Origin of the sequence: Haloferax sp. AS1, from assembly GCF_014530665.1 — an archaeon.
Classification (GTDB): domain Archaea; phylum Halobacteriota; class Halobacteria; order Halobacteriales; family Haloferacaceae; genus Haloferax; species Haloferax volcanii.
The window spans coordinates 486647-511640 of record NZ_SPSA01000002.1; the positions used below are offsets into that span (position 1 = coordinate 486647).

The following is a 24994-nucleotide window of genomic DNA, read 5'->3' on the forward strand; positions in this document are numbered from 1 at the left end:
CCCATGAAGCATCGAGTACCCTCCGTACTGGTAGCCGCGTTGCTCGTGTCGAGTTCCATTATCGGCCTCGCCACGGCACAGCCCCCGAGACCAGGGACTGAGACAAACGGCCTCACGGAAAACGAGTCGGCAACGCTCTGGTCTCGCGATAGCGACCGCTACGTCAGCCAACAAGACTACCAGCAGCAGTACGGCGACGACCGAACGGCGCTCCACCAACTCGCCAACGGGACTGACATCACGTTCACGCGCCCGCCGGCAACGGCCGCGACGTGGACGCGCAACGACTTCGCTGATCTCGACGCCGGCGGGCCCGACACGTCGACCTACCCACCCCACGCGTCACTCGAAGATGGGACGTTCATCGATGATGCGCACGCGACGATTTTCGCGGTCACCCCATCGACGCGTGGCCATCTCGACGCAGGTGAGACGCCCCTCTATATCGCTCCCAATGGGACGGTTCGCGGGCTCGTCGACTACCGCGTTCGCGTTCCAACTGGGACCGAAACGGGTAATCGGACTACCGACTGGGCACTCGTCTCCCACGAGATTGAGAACATCCGTCTGAAAATCGATGGCATTCCAGTCGCAACTGCGAGTGGCACTCACACGCCAGAATTACAGTATCACACCACTCACTCGTGGGGTGCGAATCTCACGCTCGAAGCGAACATCTCCGTTCGCCTCAAGAAGACCGTTGAGACAACGGTTGGTGGCGAACCCGAGACGACAGTCAACTACCGGACGGAGACACGAACCGTCTCAGATACACTCGATACCGAGATTTACGACCTCGCAGCGTACCCCTACTACGCGCAGTACCCGAACGGGGATACTGGCGTCGCGATTTTCCAGTCCCGCCCGTGGCAGGGCTATACGCTCACCGACGATGAGACCTCCAGAGTCCGTGGTGTCTGGCGGTTCTACACCGCTCGGAACACGAACTGGGACACACTCGTCACATCGACCGGGACGTCGACGACCACGACACAGTCGGATGCGATTCCCGTCCGAGTACACACCTATCCGTCACAGATCGGGCCGCGCGCAGAGCCGGTTCGCGATGGCCCGGATATCATCGACACGTGGGGGGTTGACCGGGCGTCACCCCGTGAGACGATCGGCGAGAACGTGACTGTCGAGGTCGTCAACGAGTCGTACACGCCCACGTACGGGCTGGCCGTCCGTGCAGAGTCCGTCGACCGGGAGGCGCTTCGGGTGGGTGGGATCGTTCGCGGCGTGAATGCCACGATTGTCGACCCCCAAGTCGGGTCGGCGCGACAGCTTCGCGAGAGTAACCTCTCTGTCGAGCTCGTTTCGCAGACGACGTCGAACGCGACGCTCCGAGTCGAGTTGCGCGATAACCAGACGGGTGCGCCAATCGCGTCGAATGGGAGTGACCGACAGTACCCGATTGGCGGGTCGTCACATAGCGGCTACATCACGGTGGGTGACCAGCGCGTTGCGACCAACGAGAGTGGCATCGCAATCGTCACGCTGGACGAGCCGGGGATCTACACCGCCCGTTACCACCCCGGCACGTGGCTTGGCCACGACCCGGCGTATGTGGGTGATACGGCCTCCGTTCGCTGGCATCCACTCGGGACTCTCGAGGGCTGGGTTGCATTCGTGTTCGAAGTCGGCTGGCAGGCGATTCCGTTCGTCGTGACGTTCTACGCCGGTCGCCGGCTCCTCCGTATGACCGACAGATAGCGACTACCGAAACCAATGATTCCAACCGATTCACCGATTGATAGACGTACCGTCCTCCGAACCGTTGGCGGGGCCGCCCTCGCCAGCGTTGCCGGCTGCCTCGATGGTAGCCGTAACTCGGGCACAACGACGCCCGACCAGACATCGGCGACGACCGAGCGTGCTGGCCCGCTTTCACGCATCGCTGTTGAGGGGCAAGCCATCGTTGTGGAGGTTGATGCTGACGCACCCGTCGAACAGGTGAACCTCATTCAGCCGAATGGGGAACTGTTCGGGAAGCGTGGGCTTGCCGCCGGCGCACGACAGGTTTCGTTCGAAATCGGGACTGCCTACGAGCCCGGTGAGTACCGTATCGTCGCGTTAGATGGTGAGGAGACTGTTGCTGAGGGTTCTCTTTCGATTCAACCGGACCTCAGAATCGTTGAGATGGGAATCGGCAAAAACCAGCCAGAGGAGATGTGGACCTCCTCGAGCGACGAGGTTACTGATGAGGCGTTTGTGACTGTTGAGAACCGTGGAACGGGGCCAAACGCAGTCACGAAATTACTCTTCATCGGAGACGTTCCGTATCCCTCCGATGAAGAGGGGACGAACTACGCCAACCATGACGATGTTAGTGGGATCTATGACCCCGAGTCTGACTCTGAAGTAGCTGAAGTTGTTATTCCAGCCGGGAAGCAACTCACGATTTACAGCTTCCGGTCTCCGTTCGCTTTTGTTCCCGGTTCAGATATCTCGTGTCAAGACGGGGAGCAGAGTGGTGAGTTCAACCTCATCCTCAAAACACGTGTAGCTGCTTCTGAGGTGTCTAAGACCTACAACGTTCAGTATACAGACTCGACTAGTACTGAGGGTTGCAGTATCTCCATCGGAGAGCACGATGGTTGATCTAATTGACGTTGTACTTGAGGGATTCAAAGAGGCGCTTAGCTGGTTGACTGGCCTGTTCATGCGGGGTCTGAGAACTGGATATCAGTCTCTCACGGAGGGTATGTTTGGAACTCCGACTCCACGTACTGATGGGCCGATTGTGTTTGGAACAGCGTCTAATGGGCCGTGGCCTGCGATACAAGACGCTTTAGTTGGCGGTGAGATTATGCTGATCTCACTGTTGTTGTTGGTGATGTGTGTTCAGGGGCGTCATGCGCTCCGAATTTTCAATATCGGGAGTGCGTACGAGGCAAGACGCACTAAGAAAACTGCGTGGGTTGGTGCGCTCCTCATCGTCTCTTGGTACTGGGTTAGTATTCTGTCCCTCTACCTCGTTGACGGTTTCACGATCGCCTTGATGCCGAGTCTGAGTTCACTTGGAGACACGATGTTCGAACTCCTAGAAGTGTCGCTAACAAACCCGGTTCTTGCCTTTTTATTCGGTGTTGCAGGCGGGATCTCAATGTGGTCGCTTGAAGCGTTCTATTTCATTCGCGAAGTTCTCCTCTATGTCTACGTATACGGGATGCCGATTGCGTTTGCCCTCGGTTACGGCAACCTTCCGGTCATCTCTGACATCGCAATCGGGTTCAGTAAACGATTTGTTCCTCTTGCAGTACTCCCTCTCCCTGCAGCAGTCGTATTCAAGGGGTATGACCTACTGTTCTCACAGGATGCTCTCGCTCCAAGTAGTCCATTCTTGAGATATCTTGTCGCGACATCACTCCCGCTAATCGCGCTCTATCTCACGTGGAAGACGTTCACGTACGCGACGCCCCTCACCGCAAAGGTCATCGGCGGTGCAACGCGAGGCGCAGCCCTCGTCGGCGGCGTCGCAGCTGGTGCGTACGTTGGTGGCGCTGGCGTTGCGACGACTGCCGCCCGCTGGGGGCCGAAAGCCGCCGCCGGCCAAGCCCTCGCCCAGCGAGCAGCCGCACAGCGTGACTCGACTGATGACAGCGACGGACTGCCATCGTACCGGCGGACCGAAAACGAACCTCGAACCCGCTAACTATGTCGACAGACCAAGACACAGCCGCACGGCGCATCATGGACCAGTTCGGCGAAGCGAGTCGCATCCCCTACCTCAACATCGAAGAGGGCGACGTCGGCATCCTCATCGCTCTCCCCATCTGTGGATTGCTCCTCGCCGGCCTCACGGGCATCGAATCACTTGCCGTCCCGTTTATTGCAAGCGGCCTCGGGATGGGGGCAGCCATTGTCTACGTCACCCCCGACCATCTGAACGCGTGGACGTGGACGAAAGACGTCTATCGGTACGCCAAACGCCCCCGGATTACGTTGAGCGCGCCGGAGCACTCGGACAGCCAAGCGAACGAGACCGTGCGCAACGAAGGCGGGCTCGCGAACTACACGCCATTCACACCAGACGAGCGAACCCAAGACCTCACGAATATCGAGCGAGCGTGGCCTGGCGCCGGCGCGATTCAGCGGACTGACGGCGCGATGGAGGCGTTCATCGAAATCGACCCGGGGAACATGGACTTCGCGATGGCCGACGACTGGGCCCAACTCCAGGATGCCGGCGCCGAGTTCGCCAACAAAGAACTCGACTCGAAGCTCAAATTCCACGCAACAACCCGGTCATTCCCGGTCGAACAGATCACCGAGACAATCGAGGAGCGACTCACCGACGAGGACGTCACACAGAACCCGATCTTCCGGGAACTCCTCGAGGAGTATCGGGAGACGCGGCCCAAAGAAATGCGTGACCGCGGCATTCAGCAAGTTCGGTACTACATCGGCGTGGAAGTCTCGCCACTCGAAGTCTACGACCGATACCGCGACGAGGGAACGCCGGCTGAAAAGCTGACGCAGTTCCCTGTGATTGGCATCCTGTTCAACCCGTTCGTCACCCGGCGTGCGGACCTCTCTGACGTCGAACGCCGCGCCCAGATGTTCGAGAAACTGGACGACCGTATCGCAGATGTCCGCTCTGAGTTTATCCAGCAGGCATCCGGCTGGTCTGCCCACCGACTCAGCACGGTCGAGTTGTTCGTTCTGAACATGGACTTCTGGAACGGCGAGGAACACGACTTCGAGACCGAAGCAGACGTAATTCGCGAACAGCCGATTCTCGGTCGCTCACGCCGGGAGGAGGCGTTCGATGCGTAACCTCCCGCTGCAGGCGAGTCGTAATATTCTCACGCAACTCACCCAGTGGGCTCAACAGCCGACATCCCCCGAAGGTGCAGCGCTCTATCTGGGCACCATCATGCTCCTCGGCGTCGGTGGGACAGTCCTCTGGCAGCGGTACCGCACCGACGATGAGCCGGAAGTCGACTTCTCGGATGTCCTTGACGAGGAAACTCTCGAAGCCGGCGAGGCAGAAGGCCAACTTCTCGACGATATCTCGGAGTCACACAAGACGGCGACAGCACCGGCGACAATCGAATGGGAGACGCGTGCTGCCCGTGTCGGTGAGCAATGGACGACGACGCTGTACATCGCTGATTACGCGGACTATCCGAACGACGGCTACCTGAGTGACCTCTTCGAGTTGACCGACGTCGAGTTCGACCTCACGGCGCACATCACGCCGAAGAACCAACAGCGCGCGCGAAACGAACTACAGGATATCGCGGACGACCTGCAGGTCGACGCTGACTTAGAACAGAGCGTCCGGAGTGAGTACCTCCAAGAGCGAGCCAACGAGGCAGCGGCGACGTACAAGGCCGTCGAGAGTGGGGCGAGCGTGTTCGACCAAGGCCTGTTCGTCACCGTCCGTGCCGACGACAGGGACGAGCTCCAGGACGCCGTCAGAGCAGTCAAAAGCGCGCTCCGTGACGAACCAGCGAACCTCACACCGAAGACGGCTATTTGTCGACAGGACCTCGCGCTCCAGTCCGCCGCCCCAATCGGCGACAACGTCTTTGGTCGGGAGTCGATTGCCCTCGGCGGTGCTGTTGGTTCCCTCTTAGCGTCGCCACACAACGCGACGATTCTCGAAGAAGGGGGCGTCGAGTTCGGGATTCACAAAGACAACCAGAGCCCGGTCGTTATCGACCCGTTCGCCCGCGATAACGGCTATGCGATGTTTACGGTGGGAGATACCGGCTCTGGCAAATCGTTCGGTGCGAAAGAGAACTTCATCCGGTCGATCGAACAGAGCAAGGACCGCATCGGGATCATTCTCGAACCGCTCAACAACTGGGCGGGCGTCTCCGAAGCGCTCGATGCCAAGCGAATTACCGTCGGTGGGACGCTCGGACTAAACCCGCTCGAAATCCGCCAGACGCCCGAACACGTCCAACGGGCAATGGGTGAAGACGCGAGTCCGTTCAACGAGAAACTCGACGACGCGATGAGCTTCCTGACGAATTTCTTCGCCCTCCGTGGCATCTCACTCGGCGACCGGCGAACGACACTCGAACTCGGTCTCAGACAGGCCTACGAGCGTCATGGCATTACGGATGATATCACGACGCACGGAACCCCGAGCCCGACGATTCGAGAGATGCTGGATGTCTTCGAAGAGATGGTCGACGACCCCGAGTCGTTCGTGGTTCGGTCGGACGCAGAAGCCGAGAAACTTAGCGACGATGCGACGTGGTTGATCGACCAACTGCGGCCCTTCGAAGAAGCGGGCCGCTACGCGAACCTCGGAAAAGAATCGGAGTTCGACATCCGCGACGAGAAAGTCATCTACCTCGATCTCGCCCAGCAAGAAGGCAGCGTCGACAGCAGTACGGCGCTGACGATGCAGTTGCTTATCTCGCTCGTCTACGAGCGGGCGAAGGAGACGGACAAGGAGGTCGTATTCGTCATCGACGAGGCGCGGTACATCATGCAGGACGCCGCGAGTCTGGCGTTCCTCGAGACGGTGTTCCGACACCACCGCCATCACGATCTCTCGATTCGGCTGGTCACGCAGACCGTCGACGAGTTCTTCGAGCACGCTGAAAGTGAGGCTATCCTCGACCAGTGTGCCGTCAAGCAGTTCCATCGCTTGGATGGGATGGACAAGGAATGGGCCGACGAGTTCGGGCTGAACCACGCCCAGATGCGGTATGTGCAAGACGCGGTTCCTGGGAACGAGGACGCTGGCTTTTCAGAAGCCTTGGTCGGCGTCGACGGCGAGTGGCGCGGTATTAGAGTCGAAGCAATGCCCAAAGAGAAGGAAGTCATCGACTTCGACCCGACCGAGCAGCGGCGGGCGTCGCTGCCCGGTGCTGGTGAGAGAGCGGTCTCACCCGAGATTGAGACCTTTCGGACGGAGTTAGCGCAGCAAGCAAACGGAGAGTCACAGGACATGCAGACTGATTCAACAGCAACTGACACTGGCCAGCTTGGAGGTAACGACGATGCGTGAGCGTGAGTATCTCCGCGTGACACCCACTTCAGAGGAACTCACGGCTCGTGGTATCCCGCAGACGCTCGAGAGTCTCCACAAACTGACCCCTGACAGCTCGGGTCTGCGGTCGAAACTCAACCCGTTTACATCCGCGACCCCACCGCGCTTTGAGTTCCTTGCGCTTAGCACGGGACAAGATGCGCCGGTTGAGTTCTACTATGGCGCTGACGACTATCTCGGAACACTCGAAGAGCGGCTTCGATCGATCTATCCGAAGACGTTCGACATCGAGCGTGTCGAAGTGGACGTCGCGTCGAAGCTGATTCACCCGGTTGCATTGTCTCACGAGGAGTTCGTCGAGCGGTACCAGCAGGATGACCTCCAGTACGAGTTCTCCGACGACGAGCAGTACTCGGCTGCAGATGGCGACGCGGACGCGACGCCGGACGGCAGTGCAATGGAGGGAACGAAGTCTGAGGTTTCACCCACGGCTGCTGAGGACGTGGGTGGAAGAACGGCGGACGGACTGGTGTCGGTTGGAGAGACAGTTGTCGAACTCGAAACGACTGAGTCGGTCGCAGACGAGGTTTCGCCCACGTCGGTCGAGAAACCGACGGTGGCCGCAGACGGGACGATTCTCGCCCGCCCCGCGGTCGACACCGTTTCACCACAGGGCGTGCGGTGGTGTGGGTCGGCAGTTCGGAAGCAGGATTGGATGTCGTCGTTGACACCGCTAACGGCGACGCCTGACGAGAGCACGCTGCCGGCGGTCGACGAGCCGGGAGCTGTGCTTGCGTCGCTGATCGACCACCTGAACGATGCGCGCGAACCGCTCGCGTTCCAAGTCGTGTTTCAGCGCCGGGAGAGCTGGCAAGCGGATGCGGAACTCCGCAAAGAGGACTTGAATGATGGACGGGATACGCTGTCGCAGAAGATCCTTGGCGACCTGCTTGACCCCGAACTAGAGTACGAACGTCGAACCCGTGACGAGTTGAGTGACATCGTCGTCAAGCGGCTTGACGCGATTGATGCGGTCAACCCCAAGCGCTCGTACACGACGAATATCCGGGCGATTGGCGTGCCAACGAGCGAGGCCGGTTGCGACGCCCTTGATGACCGCCTGTCGTCACTCGCGCCGGTCTTTGACCCACTCGACGGCCCGTTCTACGAGATCGAAGCGACGCGACTTCGAGATCGTGGCTTCCGACAATCGAAGAAAGAACAAAACGCGCGAGCAGCGCTCCAGCGACTCCTCTCGCGAGAGGTAACGACTGGACGTGGTAAGACCCGGCCGGAGTTGGTTCTCTGTGGGGCTGAGCTTGCGAACTTCGTGGTTGTCCCTTCGTCGGAACGATTGACAATGGAGGGTTCTCGTGGGACGCGTGCTGAGCAACAGAGCCGGAACCCGCTTGCCCGTCCGAATCCGGATCTCATGAGCGAGTTCCGTGAGGGCATGGCAATCGGCTACGCGCTTGATGAGACTGGTGAAGCGGAGAAGCAACCGACTCGAATACCTCCCGGACTGTTACCGACACACTATGGTCGGTTTGGGACGACCGGGGCCGGTAAGTCCAAGGCACAGATCAATGAACTCCTCTCACTCTACGAGACGACGACTGGGCCGTCGATTCTCATCGAACCGAAGGGCGACGGCATGGCGGAAAATTACATGCGTGCGCATGCTGCGCGTTTCGGGTTGGACGACCTCAGAGAGAATGTTATCTACTTCTCTCTCCCAGACGTCCTCCCCGGCTTCTCGTTTTTCAATCTCGAGCCGTCGCTTGAAAACGGACTCCGGCGGGAAGACGCTGTCCAGCGCAAGGCCGACCACTACGAGGAAATTCTGAAACTCGTTATGGGGGTTGACCGCTACGAGCGGGCGACAGTCGCACCGGGGTTGATTAAGTCGCTGATCAAAGTGTTGTTCGATGAGACGCATGGTCGCGAAAACGGCCAGTATCGCGAGTCAGCGGACTACTTCGCTCATCGGCAGTTAGAGTATGCGCTTGATCAACTTTGGCAGGCAGGGCCACCCCAGCCAGATCTGAGTGCTGCCCCGCAATCGAGTGACGAGGCTGTCTCGCGGTCACTCCGACGACAGTTACAGGCAGACAAGACGACCTTCTCGAATGTGTTGGGTGGTGTCGGTAATCGTCTCTCAGTCATCTCGGACGACACACACCTGCGTCGAATCTTCAACAACACCGAGCCGCAGTTTGATTTCCGCGATGTCATCGACGACGATACGGTGATCCTCTTTGATCTGGGTGATCTCCGTGAGGATGCTGCTCGCGTCATGACCGGTGTGATTCTGACCAATCTCGAGGACGCCCTGAAAGAAGAGAACCAGGATGTCGGTAAGCGGCCGGACGATTACGTGGTTAATCTCCTGATTGATGAGGCAGCGTCGGTTGCTGTTTCGGATGTCATGAATACACTACTCGAGCAAGGGCGGAGTTTCCGGCTGTCAGTCGGGCTCTCGATGCAGTTCCCCGAGCAAATGAAAGCGGAAGGGGGGCGGCGCGCCTATCTCAACGTCCTCAACAATATCGGGAGTCCGATTGTAGGGAAGATCAACGTTGACCGTGAACTCGCTAGGGCGATGGCTCACGAGGAAATGGACCCAACAGCGTTCGCGAACCGAATCCGGTCACTTCCGCGTGGTGAGTGGATTGCGAATCTTCCAAGTCCGATCTTCGGTGAGACTGGGCCGTATCCGTTCAGTCTCGCTCCCCTGCCGATTCCAGATGGGCACCCTGAGAGCGACCGCCCTCTAACCGAGAGTGAAGAGTCTCGGTTTAGTGAGACGCTCAGTCGGATGCAGGGCCGCGTTGACGAGACGTACGGCGTGACCACGACTGAGGCACCGGCGACAGAACTCCCCGACGAACTCAGTACCACGCTTGACATTACTGATGGGGAACTCGACACGGCTCTTGCGAAAGTCGTTCGAGCGGTGCAACTTCGGCTGTCCGAACGTGAGGCAAACGGCTGGGTTTCAGTCGAAACCGTTGATGATGAACTCCGCCGTCTGTGCGACGAATCAGGTGGTGATGCACCGACGTACGACGAACTATCGACGATTCGCCAGCGCTCTCGCTTCCTTGAAACGACGGTTCATCTCGATCAAGACGAACTCGTGATTCGTCTCACTGAAGCGGGCGAATCGGTTGCTACCCCTAATACTGGGACAGTCCAATCTGCTGGTAGTTCGAAGCATGACGCTGCTCTCGCGCAAATCGAAGCAGAACTGACGACCCATGGCTGTACAGTATCTGTCCTCAGCCAAGACGGGAGTGAGAAACCTGATGGGCGTGCAACACACCCAGCGTTTGACGCTCCGTTTGCCATCGAGGTCGAGACGACAACGCCGGGGAAGCCTGCAAAAGTTCTCACGAATCTCCGCAAAGCACAGGAGGCTGGGGAAATCCCGATGTTTGTCGTTCGGGCTGGTGAGCCGGAACCCTACTGGGCAGAACGTGTCGAACAGGTGCTGTCGTCACCGCTTCGTGAACTCCAGTCAGGAGACACGCGGTTCTATACGACTGACACAACGATCTCGTTCAATGGTGGTGCGAGCGAGGAGGGCGGTCTGACGGCACTTCGACCCGTGTCGCCTGAGCGCGCACAGACGGTCTGGTCGCGAGTCGATGGAAATCTTGTTTTGGAAGACGATGCTGGGGGTGAACTGCTTCGAGTAGAGTCGTTAGACGACCTCTCGAAGAGCCGGCTCCCTGCGGTTTACAGCTATGATTCGGTGGCCGATGAGTACGTCGTCTACGCGGAGGGCGAGCAGTATGTCTACGACTCGAAAGAGGCGTTTACTGCTGACTGGACTAAGCTCAAGCGGCCATTCGTCCCTGAAGTCGAACTGCCGTATCCAGGATTCAGTAGTGAGCAGTATCTCATCGTCATTCTTCGGAACGACGGTGACGCAGTAATCTATCGGGACGGCACAGTACGGCCCTTGAGTGAACTCTCGGAGCTGGATCTCGTCGCACAGCCAACCCAATCCAATACCGAAGCGGCCGAAAGAGCTGTAGCCCCCGGATCAGACGAGACTCTGGTTGATGTGTCGGAGCTTGCAGACGACCCTGATGCTGTTGTGGGCCGCTTCGCAGAGGTGTTCCTCCGTGAGACAGCCCACGGATCTGTCTCCTCTGAACGGGTTTACAACTGCTATCAGTCGTGGGTGACTGACCAAGGGATTTCACCGGACTCGAAGCGGTGGTTCACACGCCGGCTGAGACAGCACGTTGAGTTCGATAGTACGGTCAAGAAAGAAGGGGATGCGACAACTCGCCATTACGACGGGATCGCCCTCACTCTGGAGGAATTGTCTAATGACTGATACTGGTCTATCAACGTTTGTCCCCGGTCAGACGAACAACAGCCGATTTAGCCAGAAACCGTCTGAAGAGGTGTTCAGACGGATGGTTACGACAGGTTACGATAGTCTCGCCCAGAGTTACGACAGTCGTTACGATAGAGTTCGGATAATAGCGGAACTGAACGGCGTAGTTTGGAGAGATTCGGATTGTTGGTTACGACAGAATCCGACTAGTATAGACAGGGGGGACCCCGTCGGAACTGGGTATCGTCCAAGTGAGCAGATGACGCAGACTCATTTGGAATCTGAAATGACTGCGAGTCAGCGAGGAACAACGAATGTGTGATGAGATTGACCTCGATATAGACCAGTTGCCACCCGAACTTCGCGAGCGTGAGCAGTGGGTTTGCTGGCGGAGTGAGATGCGAGCTGACAAAGCGACGAAGGTCCCCGTCAACCCTGCGACTGGCGGCTTCGGTTCGGCAACCGATTCCGTGACATGGTCTGATCTCGATACTGCGGTTGCGGCCGTTGAGTCAGAAGACGCTGATGGGATTGGGTTTGTGTTTACTGAGGACGACCCGTTTGTCGGTGTGGATTTAGACGATTGCCGAGACCCCGAGACAGGTACGATTAACGACGATGCACAGGAGATTATCACACGATTAGATTCCTACACGGAGGTATCGCCCTCAGGCACGGGGTTCCACATCCTCGTTGCAGGAGAACTCCCTGCAGGGCGGAATCGCCGTGGTGGAGTCGAATGCTACGACATGGCGCGCTTCTTTACAGTAACCGGTGCTCACGTTGCGGGGACACCGACAGAGATCGCACACCGGCAGGATGCACTTGTCGACGTCCATCGTGAATTCGTCCAGCCCGACACCGAGCCAACAACGGAGCCACCGAATTCAACACCATCCGAAGAACGTGATGACGCGAGTGAGTCTGCTCTCAACGACGAGGTTGTGTTGACAAAGGCGAGGGAGGCAGCGAACGGTGAGAAGTTCGACCGGTTGTGGCGCGGCCAGACGAGTGGATATGAGAGCCACTCGGAGGCAGATATGGCACTTTGCTGTCTGCTCGCGTTCTGGACGGGCGGGAATCATCAACAGATGGATCGCCTCTTTCGGGAATCGGGGCTGTATCGCGAGAAATGGGACGAAGTCCACTATGCAGACGGGTCGACGTACGGTGAGAAGACACTTGAACGAGCAGTCCAGCAGACGTCGGAGTTTTACGACCCAGACACGCAGCCCCGTGAGGATCACGAGACTACGATGGAACAGAGTGTGGGAACGCAGCCAACGCAGAACACGGCGTATCTCGCCGAAAAGAACCGGGTGTTGACTGAGCGAGTTGAAACACTCGAGACGACCCTCGAGGAAAAACAGGCGTACATCGAGGAGTTGGAATCGACTGTTGACCGACTTGAGCAGCGTGTCGAGGCAGCAGCATCCCGTGAACGGGATGAGGATAGTGACACGGAATCTGCGTCAATGTGGGAGCGAACACGATCGTGGTTGAAGTGAGACCATGTCGTCGCAAGATGGGTTGATACTGAGATACTGCTGCTGACGACGCGGCCCTGTTGAAATCTTCCAGCGTTGATATCGAGGAGAGCAACGTTCCCCGGTTTTCGCGGAACTGATGTGAAAATAGTATTTTGCCGAATCGCAAGGCGGAAAGAGGGTTTCAACAGAGCCAATTATCTCTCTCTTGCAACAGCAGGTGGCTCAGTCAAAACCAAGACAGACAAGGTGGAAGGCCCTACGCCTCCCCCGGTAGCGCTGCTGTTGGTTGAGAGAAGACATCTGTCCCATTGCTCGGCGTCCGGGACTACGTGGGTCATCACCTCGCTCCCCGACGTGTACAACCTGAGTGACGGACTGTGGGGGGGTTCCACTCAGCACAGATTTATATCTCGTGAACAGAAAATGCCGCTGATGAATGACGCTCCATTCGTCGGCCGTGGAGACGAACTGGAGACTCTGACTACTGCTGTTGCAGATGATGATCGAGTATCTCTGCTCCCTGTCATTGGACCAACTGGCATCGGCAAGTCGACATTACTCTCACAGTTTGTGGGGAAATGCCGAGACCGTGACTACAGAGTTCTCCGCTACGATTTGAAAGAACCGTCGTCAGTAGACCAGTTCCTTTCTCGGCTTCTCGATCATTGGGGCGATGTGCACCCGAGCGTCGTTCCTAGCAACAACTCCAATACGCTTCGAGACCTGACCGGGAATATCGGTCGCTCACTTTCGAAAACGTCCGGAGTTGAAACCAGCCTCCTTGGAGCAGTGCTCAACTCATTCGCTGATGAAGGCGATGACGGCAACCCAGACATCACATCGAAGCTGCTTGAACTTGCCATCAACACTCGCGACGCATCACCGACAACCCAATTTATCCTCGTCATCGACCAGCTTGACGAAACGCGAATCGACCAAGTAGTGTACGATGAAATTGCCAGACTACTTCGAGAAATTGCATCCGACGCACCGTACGGTGTCACCTGCTGTGTCGGAACTCGAGAGCGATTCTACGATCTTACTGATCCAGATATCTCAGAACTGGAACTCCAGCCGTTCGACGTTAGCAACGTTCGATCCTATCTGAATGCACTGGGACTGGATGCAACTGCCGCCGCCCGCGTACACGATGCCGCATCAGGATCACCATACTTTGTTGAGCGGATTGGCCAGATCGCGGCCGACACTAGGAGTGTAGCTTCGGTACTTGATGATCTCTCAACAATTGATTCGGAGCGCCGCCTGATGCTCGAAGAACGCTTCTTAGCGACCCTCAATGATTTCACTCAACGGCTACTTCGAGAGACGTGCTTCCTTCCAGAGTTGCGGCCACGACCAGTCGCCCACGTACTTGAGGAAGATATCACGGAAGTCGAGGCAACGCTCCGTGATTTGCAACGTCGGTCGATTCTGACACGGCTTGGATCCAGCAAAGGAAACCCAGTGTATCGGCTTCACGGTCTCCAACGAGATTTCCTCCGTGAACGGCTTGCAGAGACTGACAGGACAGCGCAGCACGCGCGTGCAGCGGGCTATTTTGCGCTCGAGTTGGCAAACACGAGAACCGGCAGTTCCAAAGAGTTGCTTACAGAGGATGGGATCAAACGACACCGCGAATACATGACTGCCGGGGTGATGTTTGAATATCATCTGCAGCAACTCCCGTCATATCTCGATGCTGAGGAGCGGGTTGAAACGATTTTTGAATCCGTGCCAGAGCAGGATCCGTCACCGAAAGACGCCGTCAGAGGTTATTTCGCAAATTATCGTCACTATTCCATTACCGCAGACGAACTTGGGATCACACCTGCTGTCGATGCCGACAGTATCCGCTCCGCACTTGACACCCGTCCCGAAGCGACAGAGCACGCGCAACCCCTAACAGGGGCAGCAATCCGTGGGTTACGGGCCGAGAATTCACTTAATCACGACCAGACAGAGGTTCTTATTCACCTAGCCAGTGCAGCATATGCCGCGCAGGTTGTGTCCAGTACTGCTGAGAGAGAAGAACTAGTTAAGGAGCTTGCGACTCAACGTGAACGACTGACGATTGAACAGTTCCCAGATGCGCCCGAACTGTGTAAGCTCGGACGCGTCGTGATTGATTTCTTTACTGGAACTGTAGTCGATGACGAAGACAGCGGGTCTACTGACGTCTGGGAGACTATCGAACATGAGTACGGTGTGACATATAATGAGAGTCACGTGCTGCTCGATGCTGTCAGACAGACAATAACGTGCCTCTTTGATTGGGCCGTTATTGAGGGAGCGATGGAGGAACGCGATGGGCGGTCAGTCGCTGTTGGCTCACATCTCGACGAGGATGCTTCGATTGAAGAATATGGGATCGAGGGAAGTTTGCTCCAGAATCTCAATTCGCCATTGTTTCTCGCATATCGTGCTCTTCAACCACCCACTACTGAAGAACTCGACGAACTGTCTCACCTGTGGTCCAAGCTCGAAGCCCGGTTCGCGGATAATGGAGTGTACTTCCTCGCCGCCCTCTGCCGAGACATCAGGAAAATGGTTGTCGACCCAATCACAGGAGAGACAACGAAAGAACACGTCGGTCTCCAACTGATGAACGCGATCAGCTTCGAGAAGCTGGATGTAGTCAACCATGAACCGGCTGCGACGCTCGTGACTATTGTGAAAGCACTGGAGGGCGTCGCAGCGCACGATCCAGAGTCTAAAGAGGAATAGTAACCACGCCCGCCACCGGGCACTCTCGACTCCTCGCGTTGTGAGTACCAGAGTAGTGATCCTCACGAACTAGAGCTGACTCCCGAAGGAGAATCACTGGATATCACCCCCCACCCAAACTATATGATTCATGTGGCTGAGTGAGTCACCTGTATTAACGCTCGACGTTGACAATGCCACCATACAAGAACCAACATTACGTCCCTCAATCCTATCTCCGTGGCTGGGCCACCGACTCAACAGTCCCCATTTACCACCTCGAAAACGAGCGTGAGATCCCGGGCCAACAGATCGCAAATCTCTGTTCGAGGTCGTATTTCAATAGCGAAGATACGACCATCGAAAAAGTGTTGAGCCGTCTCGAAGCCGCCCATGCTGACGTCTTCAATGTACTCCGAGACGGGGCAACCCTTCGATCCCTTTCCCCCTGGTGAGCAACGTCTTCTCCTGTCGTTCGTGTTTACTCAGCGCCAGCGGACTCGCTTGATGCGCGACGAAATCCGGGCTTCTGCAGAGGACTATTTTCGATCGAAACTTCGTGAAATCGTTACTAAGGCAGGCTCTGATCCCGCCAATCACACCGACCTCGAAGACACAGTCTTCGAGCAAACTGTACAGGATGTCCACCACTTTATGATGCTCCACGGCATCCTCGCTCCAATCGGAATGTACGGACTCGACTGTGTAGTCCTGGAAAACGAGACAGAAATCGAACTTATCACTTCAGAAGCGCCAGTTGTTTTTGCAAATCCATGCTTCAAAGACACACGTAGGTTAACCTATACTGGGATGGGTGATGCAGGATTACAGGTTTATTGTCCACTTTCACCGCGGCTGTGTCTGCTGTTCTATGATCCCAAGACCTACCTTGTACAGGATAATCGCGAATGGCATGCGTCCTTGGCTGATGAACAAGATGTGAGGGTGTTGAATCTCCTCCAGATACTCAGTACAGATACGTTCGTACTTTACGAATCACTAGGTCAAGAGACGATGATGAAGGCGTTGACTCGCAAGGCACGTGAGGTTGGGGACTGGCAGACGGTCCCCCAGCCACCGCTGGCCAGTGACGATGAAGATGCACAGTACCCGTATGAGCCCCCACACCAACTCCACAATATCACGCCGTCTCCGGCACCAGTGTCGATACGAGCGGGTGTGGAGTTCCACCGGCGAACGCGCGCAGAAATGAAACAGCGAAGGGCCGTTTGGCGGCTTATGGAATGCTCGGAGACAACTGAAAAAGCGATCCTAAAGGCGGTTAAAATACTGTTTGAAGATACAAAAAGGGATTTCCGAACGTAATGGATTGGGCTCTCAGCACGACAGTAGAGGACTGTCCTGTGGCCCCGCCCAGCGGCCCTGTTTCAGCTTCGTAAGTGCTGTAATCTGATTCCTCGAAATTGTCATTCCACCAACTGTTGTCGCAGCGTCGCCAGCGTATCTGAGCAGGGTTTGTGTCTCTAGTGGTGTCGCGTTGGCCACCCAGTATAAAAGTAATCTAATGCCGTCTGTTGAATTCAAACCGGTACGAAGCGAGACGGACCCGACGATGTTTGAACCCCCGACATCGGTACGAAATAAGGTCTAATCGAAGGACAAAAGAACCTTCTCCAACTCATCTACGAGCTCGACGAGGCGCCGGTGCGCCAATTGGTCGAGCAATGGCTCTCACTCCCAGACGCGGTACAGGTGTCGTCAGCGGAGGGAGAGCGGCTTCATAGTGCCGCCCGTAACCCGACAGGGTGGCTCGCAGGGCGCGTCGGAGCGTCAGGAGCAGGCCCCAACGCAGTTCTACGACCAGCGTGGGAACGGCATCCGCGACGCGTCACGGCTTACTGAGATCCTCGACGACGCCGACGAGGCGGTGTGGCTGGTTCCAGCGATAGGGCTGACCGAATCCACCGGCGAGGTCGCGACTGATCGCCAAGTGTCGTCGGTACCGACGACGCAGGAACTCGATTGTCAAACCTGTGGACGGGCGACCGGCCATCGGTTCAAGACCCAGGAGTCGATCCCGGATGAAGCGTGGACGGGACAACCAATCTGGCAGTGCCGGGTGTGTGGCTCGGTTCGCTACGGCCCCAGTCTCGAGTAGTGCCAGTGCTGGGCGTCGATTAACCAACACACTGCGATTAGTTTCGAGGTTCGTTGGTTAAGACCGCGAGCTCTCACAAGCCCGACGCCAGTCTCGGTGGGGAGTCGTTTCGCGCCGGCGAGCGGTGAGGCGCTTCCGATGGAGCAAGAGTTCAAACAAGGGTACCGGATGCATCGTATACTCAGCAATCTCAACCGACTCGACGTCGACCGATTGGACGACGCGGATCGAGAGCGAGTCGAGACCGCGAGAGACCTCCTGGAAGAGGTGAGCCTTCTCACGCGGCCGGGCGACGGAGCCGGGGCGGACGCTCACGCAGACTCCTAACTGGCGTCGCCGACCACGCCTCGGGAGGCACCTCTCGCGTCTGTTTTTCGCCCCCGAAAGGGGTACGGGGGCGACCCCGTGAAGTCCAGACATGGCGACACTGCAAGCTGCGACGATGTCAACCGGCGCGATCGTATCGGATCCACAGGCAGCCCGTGAACTCTGTGAGAGCTACTGCTTCGGGACGCTCGATTGGGAGGTGACCGAAGAGGGAGAGCTCACTATCTGGGGGTACGATGACTTCGAGGTGTACGCGGCGCGGGAGAACGGCCTCCCGGACTACGAGGGCGGTATCGTGACCCACGAGTTCTTGCGAGAACTCGCCGACCTCCTCGAAACCGACGAAGAGTTCGATATCCAGACGGCGGGGTTCACCAAGTGCCGCTTCCCAGTCCTGGCGAAGCGGTACGTCGTTCGCGACGGCGAAGTCCTTCACGCGGACCTCAGTTCCCCCGGCCTGATCGACGAGTAGCAGTAGTTTCCGATACTGTTTCTTTATTTAGAGTGAGAGCTGAAACAGCTGGTCAGTACAGAGCATAGATGCATCAGAGCGGTCACTACAGGGACGTGAGCAAACGGAGTGAAAACGATCTCCGGCAGTTATATTGGATTAATTAACATTTGCGGCGTCTTTCCACTGGTTCATAATGTCGTTGCTAAGACGGCCAGAGTCGTACTGGAAGCGTTTCCCCGTTTGGACGCCTTCGGCGACCTCTTTTACGTCATCGGCATAATCCGGGTCCCAGCCTTTTTCAGCGACTAACCAGGCTCTGATTGCTTCAGGATCGAAGCTGATGCCGTTGCTATGGAGGGTTTTGAAGATCTCGATACAGGTAGCACGATCTGACGAATGCGTGATCCCAGTCGAGGTGTTAACCAATGCATCGAGCGTGTCGACAGCTTCCTTGGCGACCGGATTATCGATTTCTGGTGCATCGCCACTCGCATCTGATTGGAGTGCTGACGCGCCCCAGGTATCGATCCAGAACTGGACGGTGTCCTTCGACCAAGGCACGACGAGCACATCGGTCACACCATACATTCCGTCAATCTTGTCCAGCAGGTCTTTGTCTGGGTAGATAGCAAGGACAGGACCGCTTTGCCACCCCGATGGATCAATCCGTTTCGTCATCAGCTGGATCTCTGCTTCACCGACGCCGACCGGCTTCTTTTTATTCAACGCCTTTGCTGCCTGGTCACCGATCACAGTAGATACGACACCGTCCAGCTGCTTTTTCGTGTTTACTGCTAAGACAGCATCTCGTTTCTCTTCATGCTGCTCACCGAGCTGTTGCACCCACGCGAAGGCCAGTTCGACAGCCTCCTCATTTGGCCCCTCGGAATTGATGAACCAAGATGTCCTGTCGTTTTGACTCATAATTCGGTACTTCTCAGCAACTCTTGAAAAATCAGGTGGGTATGTCTGATTGAGGCTGCTCTCCTACGACTTATAATACTGGTCTGTGAATACTTGCAGTGATAGGATGTCGGTTGGGAAGTACGTGACTGAGCGGTTCATCGGGAAGCTCATCCTTGCCTGGCTTGCTGCCTTGATTCTCGCAGGGATCGGAACCGTCTACACACCTTTTTCGCTCGTGGAGATTGCTGGTGTGATCGGTATGTTAGGCACTCTGGGTATTCTAGCGATCCAAGTCCACAACACGTCGAACAATAGAGTCGAGCCGGAGGACGCTGGCGAGTACGTGGACGGGACTGATCGGTCCGATACCAGTGACGATGTGGTGAATGGGGATGGAGATGGGGCATCGACGGAGCATGACGTAGGTGCGACAGAGGGGTTATCGGCGACTGAGCGGCGGGTCCAGAATGAATTGATCCGTGAGTCATATCGTAGGTTTACAGAGCAGCCGTTTACGTTCTGGCCGAGTCCACAAGGTGAACGGCTACGCAGCTATCTCAACGATGAATTCGAGGACGTTGATGAGGACGTGATCGATAAGGTGTGGCGGTTCTCAAAGGATGATGGGTTCTTCAAGCGGCGGCCAGGGAAGCGGTCACTGGCGATTACACCGACGACGCTGTGGCGAGCAAAAGAGTTGGGTGAGGAACTCCAGTTGGATGACGCGGTTCAGGATGAAATCCTGGACGTGTTACTCCAGTCATACCGATCGGATCCTACCTATCCACGGGTTGATCGTGACGAGTTGATTGAGGCAGTGGGCCGGTCGTCAGACGTCGTGGATCATAACCTCTGGTTGCTCCGAGAGAAAGGATACGTTGAGACACAAGCCTACATCAATTCGAGTGACGGCGGGTACAGTGAGGCGGAGATCACCAAGCTCGGGCGGCAGGTCAGTCAGTAACCCACTTCAGTTGAAGTGACGTTCAAGGAACCGCTGAGCCGCAGTCTGAGACATAACTTCCCACGATGGGAAATCCGTGTGCTCGTCGACATCGGTATCGAACTCACCCTCCGGGATGGCCTCGAAATCGTCCTCGTCCTCAACATCCCATTGACTTGCCTCAAGCAACGCTTCGAAAGAGTCGAATTCTGTGTACAGCTGCATGAACTCCTCTGTGAACAATTGCTCGAACGGGATCTCATTCTGCTCGTTCATCCGGAGCCCTGACTGCTCCTCTAACGCCTTCTCTATGTTCTTCTTGAACTCGCCGGCGTCAATATCCATACACGCATTTACACTGACTTCGTTCAAATAACTAAGCAATTCTACTTACCGATTTAGCCGCCCCGATTTCACTACTCATCCCGAATAAAGAAGCCTCGATAGCAACTACTGGTAGCGTTGTTCGTCCTCCGGGAGGGGTGCGGGGCGATCCAGTCGCGGTCGCCCCGTGAGGTGATTGCTCGATGGGACATCGCGCACTCGTTGCGTATGAACGCACAGACGGACAGTACACGCTCCACTACAGCCATTGGGGTGCAGCGAACCTGAAGCTCAAGCACCGAATCTCGGCTGAGTCGCCGTTCGGTGGCGACGACACCGACTCCAAGTGGGCGAAACAGCTGCTGGCGGAGCTGGCCGATGGCCTCGAGGCAGATTCGGTCGACAGCTACCTCGCCGACGAGGATCGACCGTCGACGGTCGTCGAGCCGAAGCCCCGCGCCACCGGGCTCCCCCTCGACGAGATCGTCGCTGACCATCTCGACTACCTCCACCACGAGGCGTTCTTCGTGGTGTCGACGACGTTCGAGGTAACCGCCTACCGGACGCTGTGGTTCGGCCTGCAGTACGAGTCGGAGACAGTCGAACAGGGGGAGACGGTCGGGAACGGCGCGCTCGCGACGGTGCGCTGGTACGACGGCGAGCCGGTTGGCGACGGCCACCTGCAGGGACAGTTCGCGGCCCTCAAAGATGTCGTCGGCGATATGCTCGACAAAGGCGTCTTCACGCCGTCGACGGCGAGACAGTACCTGAAACGGAAGCTGGCCGAGCGAGTCGGAGACCGACAGAAGCTGCTCATTCCGACCGGGAAATCACCCTTCGAGAAGGCGAGCCTGAACCACTCCTAGTTCGATTTGCTTCGTGGCAGCTGCTGTTTTTCAGGGGCCTGAATGGGTGAGCCCTACGTAGGCTCGTGATTCGATGACCACAGAGGACGGCCCGTTTCACGACTGCGAGTTGGATCCCGAGGCAATCCTCGGGACACACACCTTCGAAGACGTCCTGTTCACCGACGACACGGAAACCCCGGTAAACGTGCTAACCGGCGAGACACCGGCACATTCGCAAGCAACCGTCGAGGAAGCGAAGGCGTTCGCTGCGAGTATCGACTCGGGGACGCCCCAGATCGCCCTTCCGGCTTCTGTCGAGTCGCAGGTCGAAACACAGAGCAAACCCTACACGGCGGCCGCGTTCTTCCACTTCAAGGCGACTGGCTCACTTAAGCGTCATCGGGCCTACCACGCAGCCCACAACTCGGACACGTTCACCGTTGATTTCGAGGCCGACTACGAATCGGGCGAGTTGACCATTACAGTCGAACAAGCGGGCGAATTCTGAGAACTGACCGCCATGATGTGTGCTGCTAGAGTTTGATAGGTATACAGTCAGTCCCGCAGCAACATCCTGAAGAACCCGTGACTACTGACTAGTACTACTGATCTTCTATGACGGACGCTCAGCCACCTCCAATTTCTGCCGACGAGTTCTACCAGACACTTGTCGAAAATGCCGCAGAGGGGATGTTGACAATTGATTCGGACAGCAACATCGTGTATGCCAATCCAGCCGTTGAAGACATCCTCGGCTATGCACCCGCTGAGTTAATTGGGAGTTCAAAGATGAAAATCATCCCAGAGCGCTTAGAGCCAGTCCACGTGGCTGCATTAGCCTCGTATGTGGCGACAGGAGAGCGCAATATCGACTGGGATGGGATCGAGCTCCCGGCGCTGCACAAGGACGGACACGAAGTTCCGACGCTTATCAGCCTTCGTGAGCACGAACACAATGGCGAACAGTATTTTACTGGCATCATCCGGGACATCACCGAGCAGCGACAGCGCGAATCCCAGCTTCAAGAACAGAAGGATCGGCTGAATGAGTTCGCCGATATCTTAACACATGATATCCGGAACCCACTTTCTATCGCGTACGGATATACTGAGATTGCCCATGAACAGTCCGAAAGCCCTGAACTGGAGCGGGTCTTAGCGTCACTCAGTCGGATCGATACTCTCGTCAGCGATATTCTTGCCCTCTCAAAAAAGGGCGAAGTCGTTGGTGAGGCTGAGTCGGTTGATGTCCGCGAATGTCTCCATGCGTCGTGGAGTAGCGTTGAGACACAGCAAGCGACGCTCCAACTAGAAGATGAACTCGGAGTGATCGCCGCGGATAAGAGTCGTTTTCAGGAACTACTAGAGAACTTGTTTCGCAATGCCGTTGAACATGCTGGTGCTGGGGCGACTGTGACTGTTGGTAGTCTCTCTGACGATGCGGGACTCTATATCGAAGATGATGGCCCTGGAATCGCTGAGCCAGTTCGGTCAGAGATATTCAACCACGGATATTCGACAACTGCTGACGGAACTGGCTATGGACTCTCAATTGTCTCTCAAATTGTGGAGGGTCATGGTTGGGAAATCGCCGTTACAACGGGTTCCGAAGGTGGAGCACGATTTGAGATTACGTGGTGAGAGTCGGACGATGACTGCTGAGTTGGTTTTTGGAGAGCATACCTGACGGCCTCGTCCTGCTGCCATGTTCGAAGCAAGCGTGAGATACTCCGTGCTTGTGTTTCATTTGGGGTGGAGACGAGCCCCACGTCCTCAACGATCTTGATAGCAAGCTAGGGCGCTAAAATAGCAATCAAACGTGTTTGGGAGGTGAGCTCTGTCGGTACGTTTGGGGGCGACTGCTCGGGTTGTGCGCGCTCCGGCGGGCAGACCGTTCCTGCCGGGCCCGGGCGTTTCGCGCTGCCGTTGCGTCTGCGACGGACGGGGCACGGTCGCGGGGCCGGGTCGGGCCGTGTGCAGCCACCCGATACCGGTCAGCCCCGAGGGCGGGCCTGCGAGCGCTCGGCCCGCGTCCGGGCCCTGACCGAGACCGGGCTGACTGCATCTTCACCAGCCGTTGCGGTGGCGCTCCCTCGATGCGGTCGCGCCGCCGGCCGGCTGGCTCAGACGTGGCCGCTTGCGCGGTCCGGGCGGGCTGCTCGCCGTTCGGGCGCTTGCCCTCACCCCTCGTTCGCCCGGGCTGCGGTGGCTATTGGGGGTTCGCCGTGCTCACCCCCAGTATGCCACGGTCCGGGGCTCACTCAGGGCTGGCTGTGCGGCCTGCCGGGCGTGCGCTCAAACTCGGCTGCGACGAGCTGTGGGTCCGCGGGCGTCCAGCCCGCACCGGGCTGCCGCACGAGGCGTTTCCGTTGCGTCTGCGACGGACGGGACAGGCTCGTGCGGGTCCGGGCGCGGTGCTGGTCCAGCGGGGTCCTCGCTCTCTGCGGCCTCGCTGTGGCCGTATGCGACGCCGTTCACCACCGTATACCCCCCGGCCGTGCCGCCTCGGCGCCGTGGCCGCTTCCGTTGCGTCTGCCGACGGACGGGTGTCGGCGAGGCGCCGACCCGCGGTGACCGGCTGGGTATATGGTGGTGACCGCGCGCTCACCTCGAGGTTCACCCCCCGCACTTGTCTGTGGGGGCGCCGTCGGTGCCGCGCCGCGCCGGACAGGGTCCGGCGTGAAGGCGCGGCGCGGGCACCTCGGTGACGGCGTCATCGGTCGACGTCGGAGCCGTGGCTCAAGTGTTGGTTCGTGAGAATCCCGCGAGTGGAGTCGCGGGCGTTGGCGCGTCAGCGCCTTCAGGAACTACAATGTCTAGTAACAACTCCAGTCGAAAGGTAGTTTCGGTGGCTGAACAGGCGTTCGAGCAAGCGGATGACAAGACAGTCGACGAAGACGGGTTTGAGGTCGTCGACGAGACGCCACAGTTCCAGGCGACGGTGCAACAGGAGATCCAAGCAAAGGTGGATGCGAACCACCCTGACGGGATTGCAGACACGAGCGACGAGCGGATTGACGGGGTGACGTTGGCCCAAGAAGAGCGCATTCGAGCGCGGGAAGCCGAACTCGAACGGATTAGTGCCCGTGCGGAACTGGGGTCGCAAGAGGGTCGTGAGGCTCGGTCGCGGGTGATTGCGGCCGAGCGGAGCGCTGCGCGACGGCGGCAGTTCCAGAAGCGCGCAGCGAGTCTGAATCCGATGGCTGACCCCGACCGGGAAGATCCCCGGACGGAGTTGACCCAAGCACAGTTGGGCGCAGTACACAAGCAGGCAACACGGTTAGCGGAGAAGCTGGATGGCTGGTCGCGAGCGGCGATCAGTCGGCGGCTGAGCGAGGCGGTGTTGGGTGGCAAGGACATGATGTCGGCAACTGTGAGCGTGTTCGAGGAACTCGAAGGCGCACCGGGGACGATGGTGCCGATCGGGAAACTGGAGGGCGTGTCGCGACGCGAAGTGTGCGTTGAAGGGACGCTGACGACGGTGTGGAAGTCGGAGTCGCCGGCGATTCAGCAAGCGGGGCTCCTCGAAGACGAAAGCGGGCAGGTGAAGCTGACGAGTTGGAAG

Annotated in this window: 18 protein-coding genes and 2 pseudogenes; 18 read left to right on the forward strand and 2 right to left on the reverse strand. The window is 57.6% G+C overall.

Annotation, left to right across the window (positions count from 1 at the left end; genetic code table 11):
- Positions 1-3 precede the first annotated feature (3 nt).
- From E4P24_RS16910 to E4P24_RS16965, 13 genes and pseudogenes are all read left to right on the forward strand, one after another.
- Positions 4-1735 (forward strand): annotated as a pseudogene (locus tag E4P24_RS16910) (hypothetical protein).
- A complete protein-coding gene (locus E4P24_RS16915) occupies positions 1732-2604 on the forward strand; it encodes a hypothetical protein (protein ID WP_188148873.1) in 873 nt (290 codons plus the stop codon). The pseudogene E4P24_RS16910 and the gene E4P24_RS16915 overlap by 4 nt, the downstream one beginning before the upstream one ends.
- The gene (locus tag E4P24_RS16920) at positions 2597-3658 is read left to right on the forward strand and encodes a hypothetical protein (protein WP_188148874.1); all 1062 of its coding nucleotides are present in this window, start codon (positions 2597-2599) and stop codon (positions 3656-3658) included. Before E4P24_RS16915 ends, E4P24_RS16920 begins: the two co-directional genes overlap by 8 nt.
- A 2-nt stretch (positions 3659-3660) precedes the next feature.
- Positions 3661-4782, forward strand: coding sequence for a hypothetical protein (locus E4P24_RS16925; RefSeq protein ID WP_188148875.1), 1122 nt, complete (start codon positions 3661-3663; stop codon positions 4780-4782).
- Complete coding sequence (locus tag E4P24_RS16930) at positions 4775-6979, forward strand: VirB4 family type IV secretion system protein (RefSeq protein WP_188148876.1); 2205 nt, start codon at positions 4775-4777, stop codon at positions 6977-6979. The genes E4P24_RS16925 and E4P24_RS16930 overlap by 8 nt, the downstream gene beginning before the upstream one ends.
- Entirely contained in the window at positions 6972-11312 is a 4341-nt protein-coding gene (locus E4P24_RS16935) for a type IV secretory system conjugative DNA transfer family protein (protein ID WP_188148877.1), read from the forward strand. Before E4P24_RS16930 ends, E4P24_RS16935 begins: the two co-directional genes overlap by 8 nt.
- Before the next feature lie 317 nt (positions 11313-11629).
- The gene (locus E4P24_RS16940) at positions 11630-12823 is read left to right on the forward strand and encodes a hypothetical protein (protein ID WP_188148878.1); all 1194 of its coding nucleotides are present in this window, start codon (positions 11630-11632) and stop codon (positions 12821-12823) included.
- 414 nt (positions 12824-13237) lie between these two features.
- The gene (locus tag E4P24_RS16945; RefSeq protein ID WP_188148879.1) at positions 13238-15529 is read left to right on the forward strand and encodes an AAA family ATPase; all 2292 of its coding nucleotides are present in this window, start codon (positions 13238-13240) and stop codon (positions 15527-15529) included.
- A gap of 173 nt (positions 15530-15702) precedes the next feature.
- The gene (locus tag E4P24_RS19470) at positions 15703-15963 is read left to right on the forward strand and encodes a DUF4238 domain-containing protein (RefSeq protein WP_188148880.1); all 261 of its coding nucleotides are present in this window, start codon (positions 15703-15705) and stop codon (positions 15961-15963) included.
- Positions 15917-16834 (forward strand): DUF4238 domain-containing protein, encoded by a 918-nt coding sequence (locus E4P24_RS16955; RefSeq protein ID WP_188148881.1) that lies wholly within the window; start codon positions 15917-15919, stop codon positions 16832-16834. The genes E4P24_RS19470 and E4P24_RS16955 overlap by 47 nt, the downstream gene beginning before the upstream one ends.
- Before the next feature lie 312 nt (positions 16835-17146).
- Positions 17147-17627, forward strand: a pseudogene (locus E4P24_RS19110) (hypothetical protein); the annotation flags it as partial.
- A 138-nt stretch (positions 17628-17765) separates the two neighbouring features.
- Positions 17766-17954, forward strand: coding sequence for a hypothetical protein (locus E4P24_RS16960; protein WP_049908471.1), 189 nt, complete (start codon positions 17766-17768; stop codon positions 17952-17954).
- Positions 17955-18045: 91 nt separating this feature from the next.
- Positions 18046-18426: a hypothetical protein gene (locus tag E4P24_RS16965; protein ID WP_188148882.1), complete on the forward strand. Its 381-nt coding sequence runs from the start codon at positions 18046-18048 to the stop codon at positions 18424-18426.
- Positions 18427-18564: 138 nt separating this feature from the next.
- Here the strand turns inward: E4P24_RS16965 and E4P24_RS16970 are convergent, their stop codons facing one another.
- Positions 18565-19332, reverse strand: coding sequence for a DUF1889 family protein (locus tag E4P24_RS16970; protein WP_188148883.1), 768 nt, complete (start codon positions 19330-19332; stop codon positions 18565-18567).
- 106 nt (positions 19333-19438) lie between these two features.
- Here E4P24_RS16970 and E4P24_RS16975 point away from each other — a divergent pair, with 106 nt between their 5' ends.
- Complete coding sequence (locus E4P24_RS16975; RefSeq protein ID WP_188148884.1) at positions 19439-20278, forward strand: hypothetical protein; 840 nt, start codon at positions 19439-19441, stop codon at positions 20276-20278.
- Positions 20279-20284: 6 nt separating this feature from the next.
- Here the strand turns inward: E4P24_RS16975 and E4P24_RS16980 are convergent, their stop codons facing one another.
- Positions 20285-20602: a hypothetical protein gene (locus E4P24_RS16980; protein ID WP_188148885.1), complete on the reverse strand. Its 318-nt coding sequence runs from the start codon at positions 20600-20602 to the stop codon at positions 20285-20287.
- Positions 20603-20784: 182 nt separating this feature from the next.
- On the opposite strand from E4P24_RS16980, the gene E4P24_RS16985 reads away from it, so the two are divergent.
- The 4 genes from E4P24_RS16985 to E4P24_RS17000 all read left to right on the forward strand — a co-directional run.
- Positions 20785-21447: a DUF6735 family protein gene (locus tag E4P24_RS16985; protein WP_188148886.1), complete on the forward strand. Its 663-nt coding sequence runs from the start codon at positions 20785-20787 to the stop codon at positions 21445-21447.
- A 73-nt stretch (positions 21448-21520) separates the two neighbouring features.
- Complete coding sequence (locus E4P24_RS16990; protein WP_188148887.1) at positions 21521-21937, forward strand: hypothetical protein; 417 nt, start codon at positions 21521-21523, stop codon at positions 21935-21937.
- A 107-nt stretch (positions 21938-22044) separates the two neighbouring features.
- The gene (locus E4P24_RS16995; RefSeq protein WP_188148888.1) at positions 22045-23070 is read left to right on the forward strand and encodes a nitrogen regulation protein NR(II); all 1026 of its coding nucleotides are present in this window, start codon (positions 22045-22047) and stop codon (positions 23068-23070) included.
- Positions 23071-24241: 1171 nt separating this feature from the next.
- Positions 24242-24994: DNA-binding protein (locus tag E4P24_RS17000; RefSeq protein ID WP_188148889.1), on the forward strand; the 753-nt coding region annotated here is incomplete at its 3' end.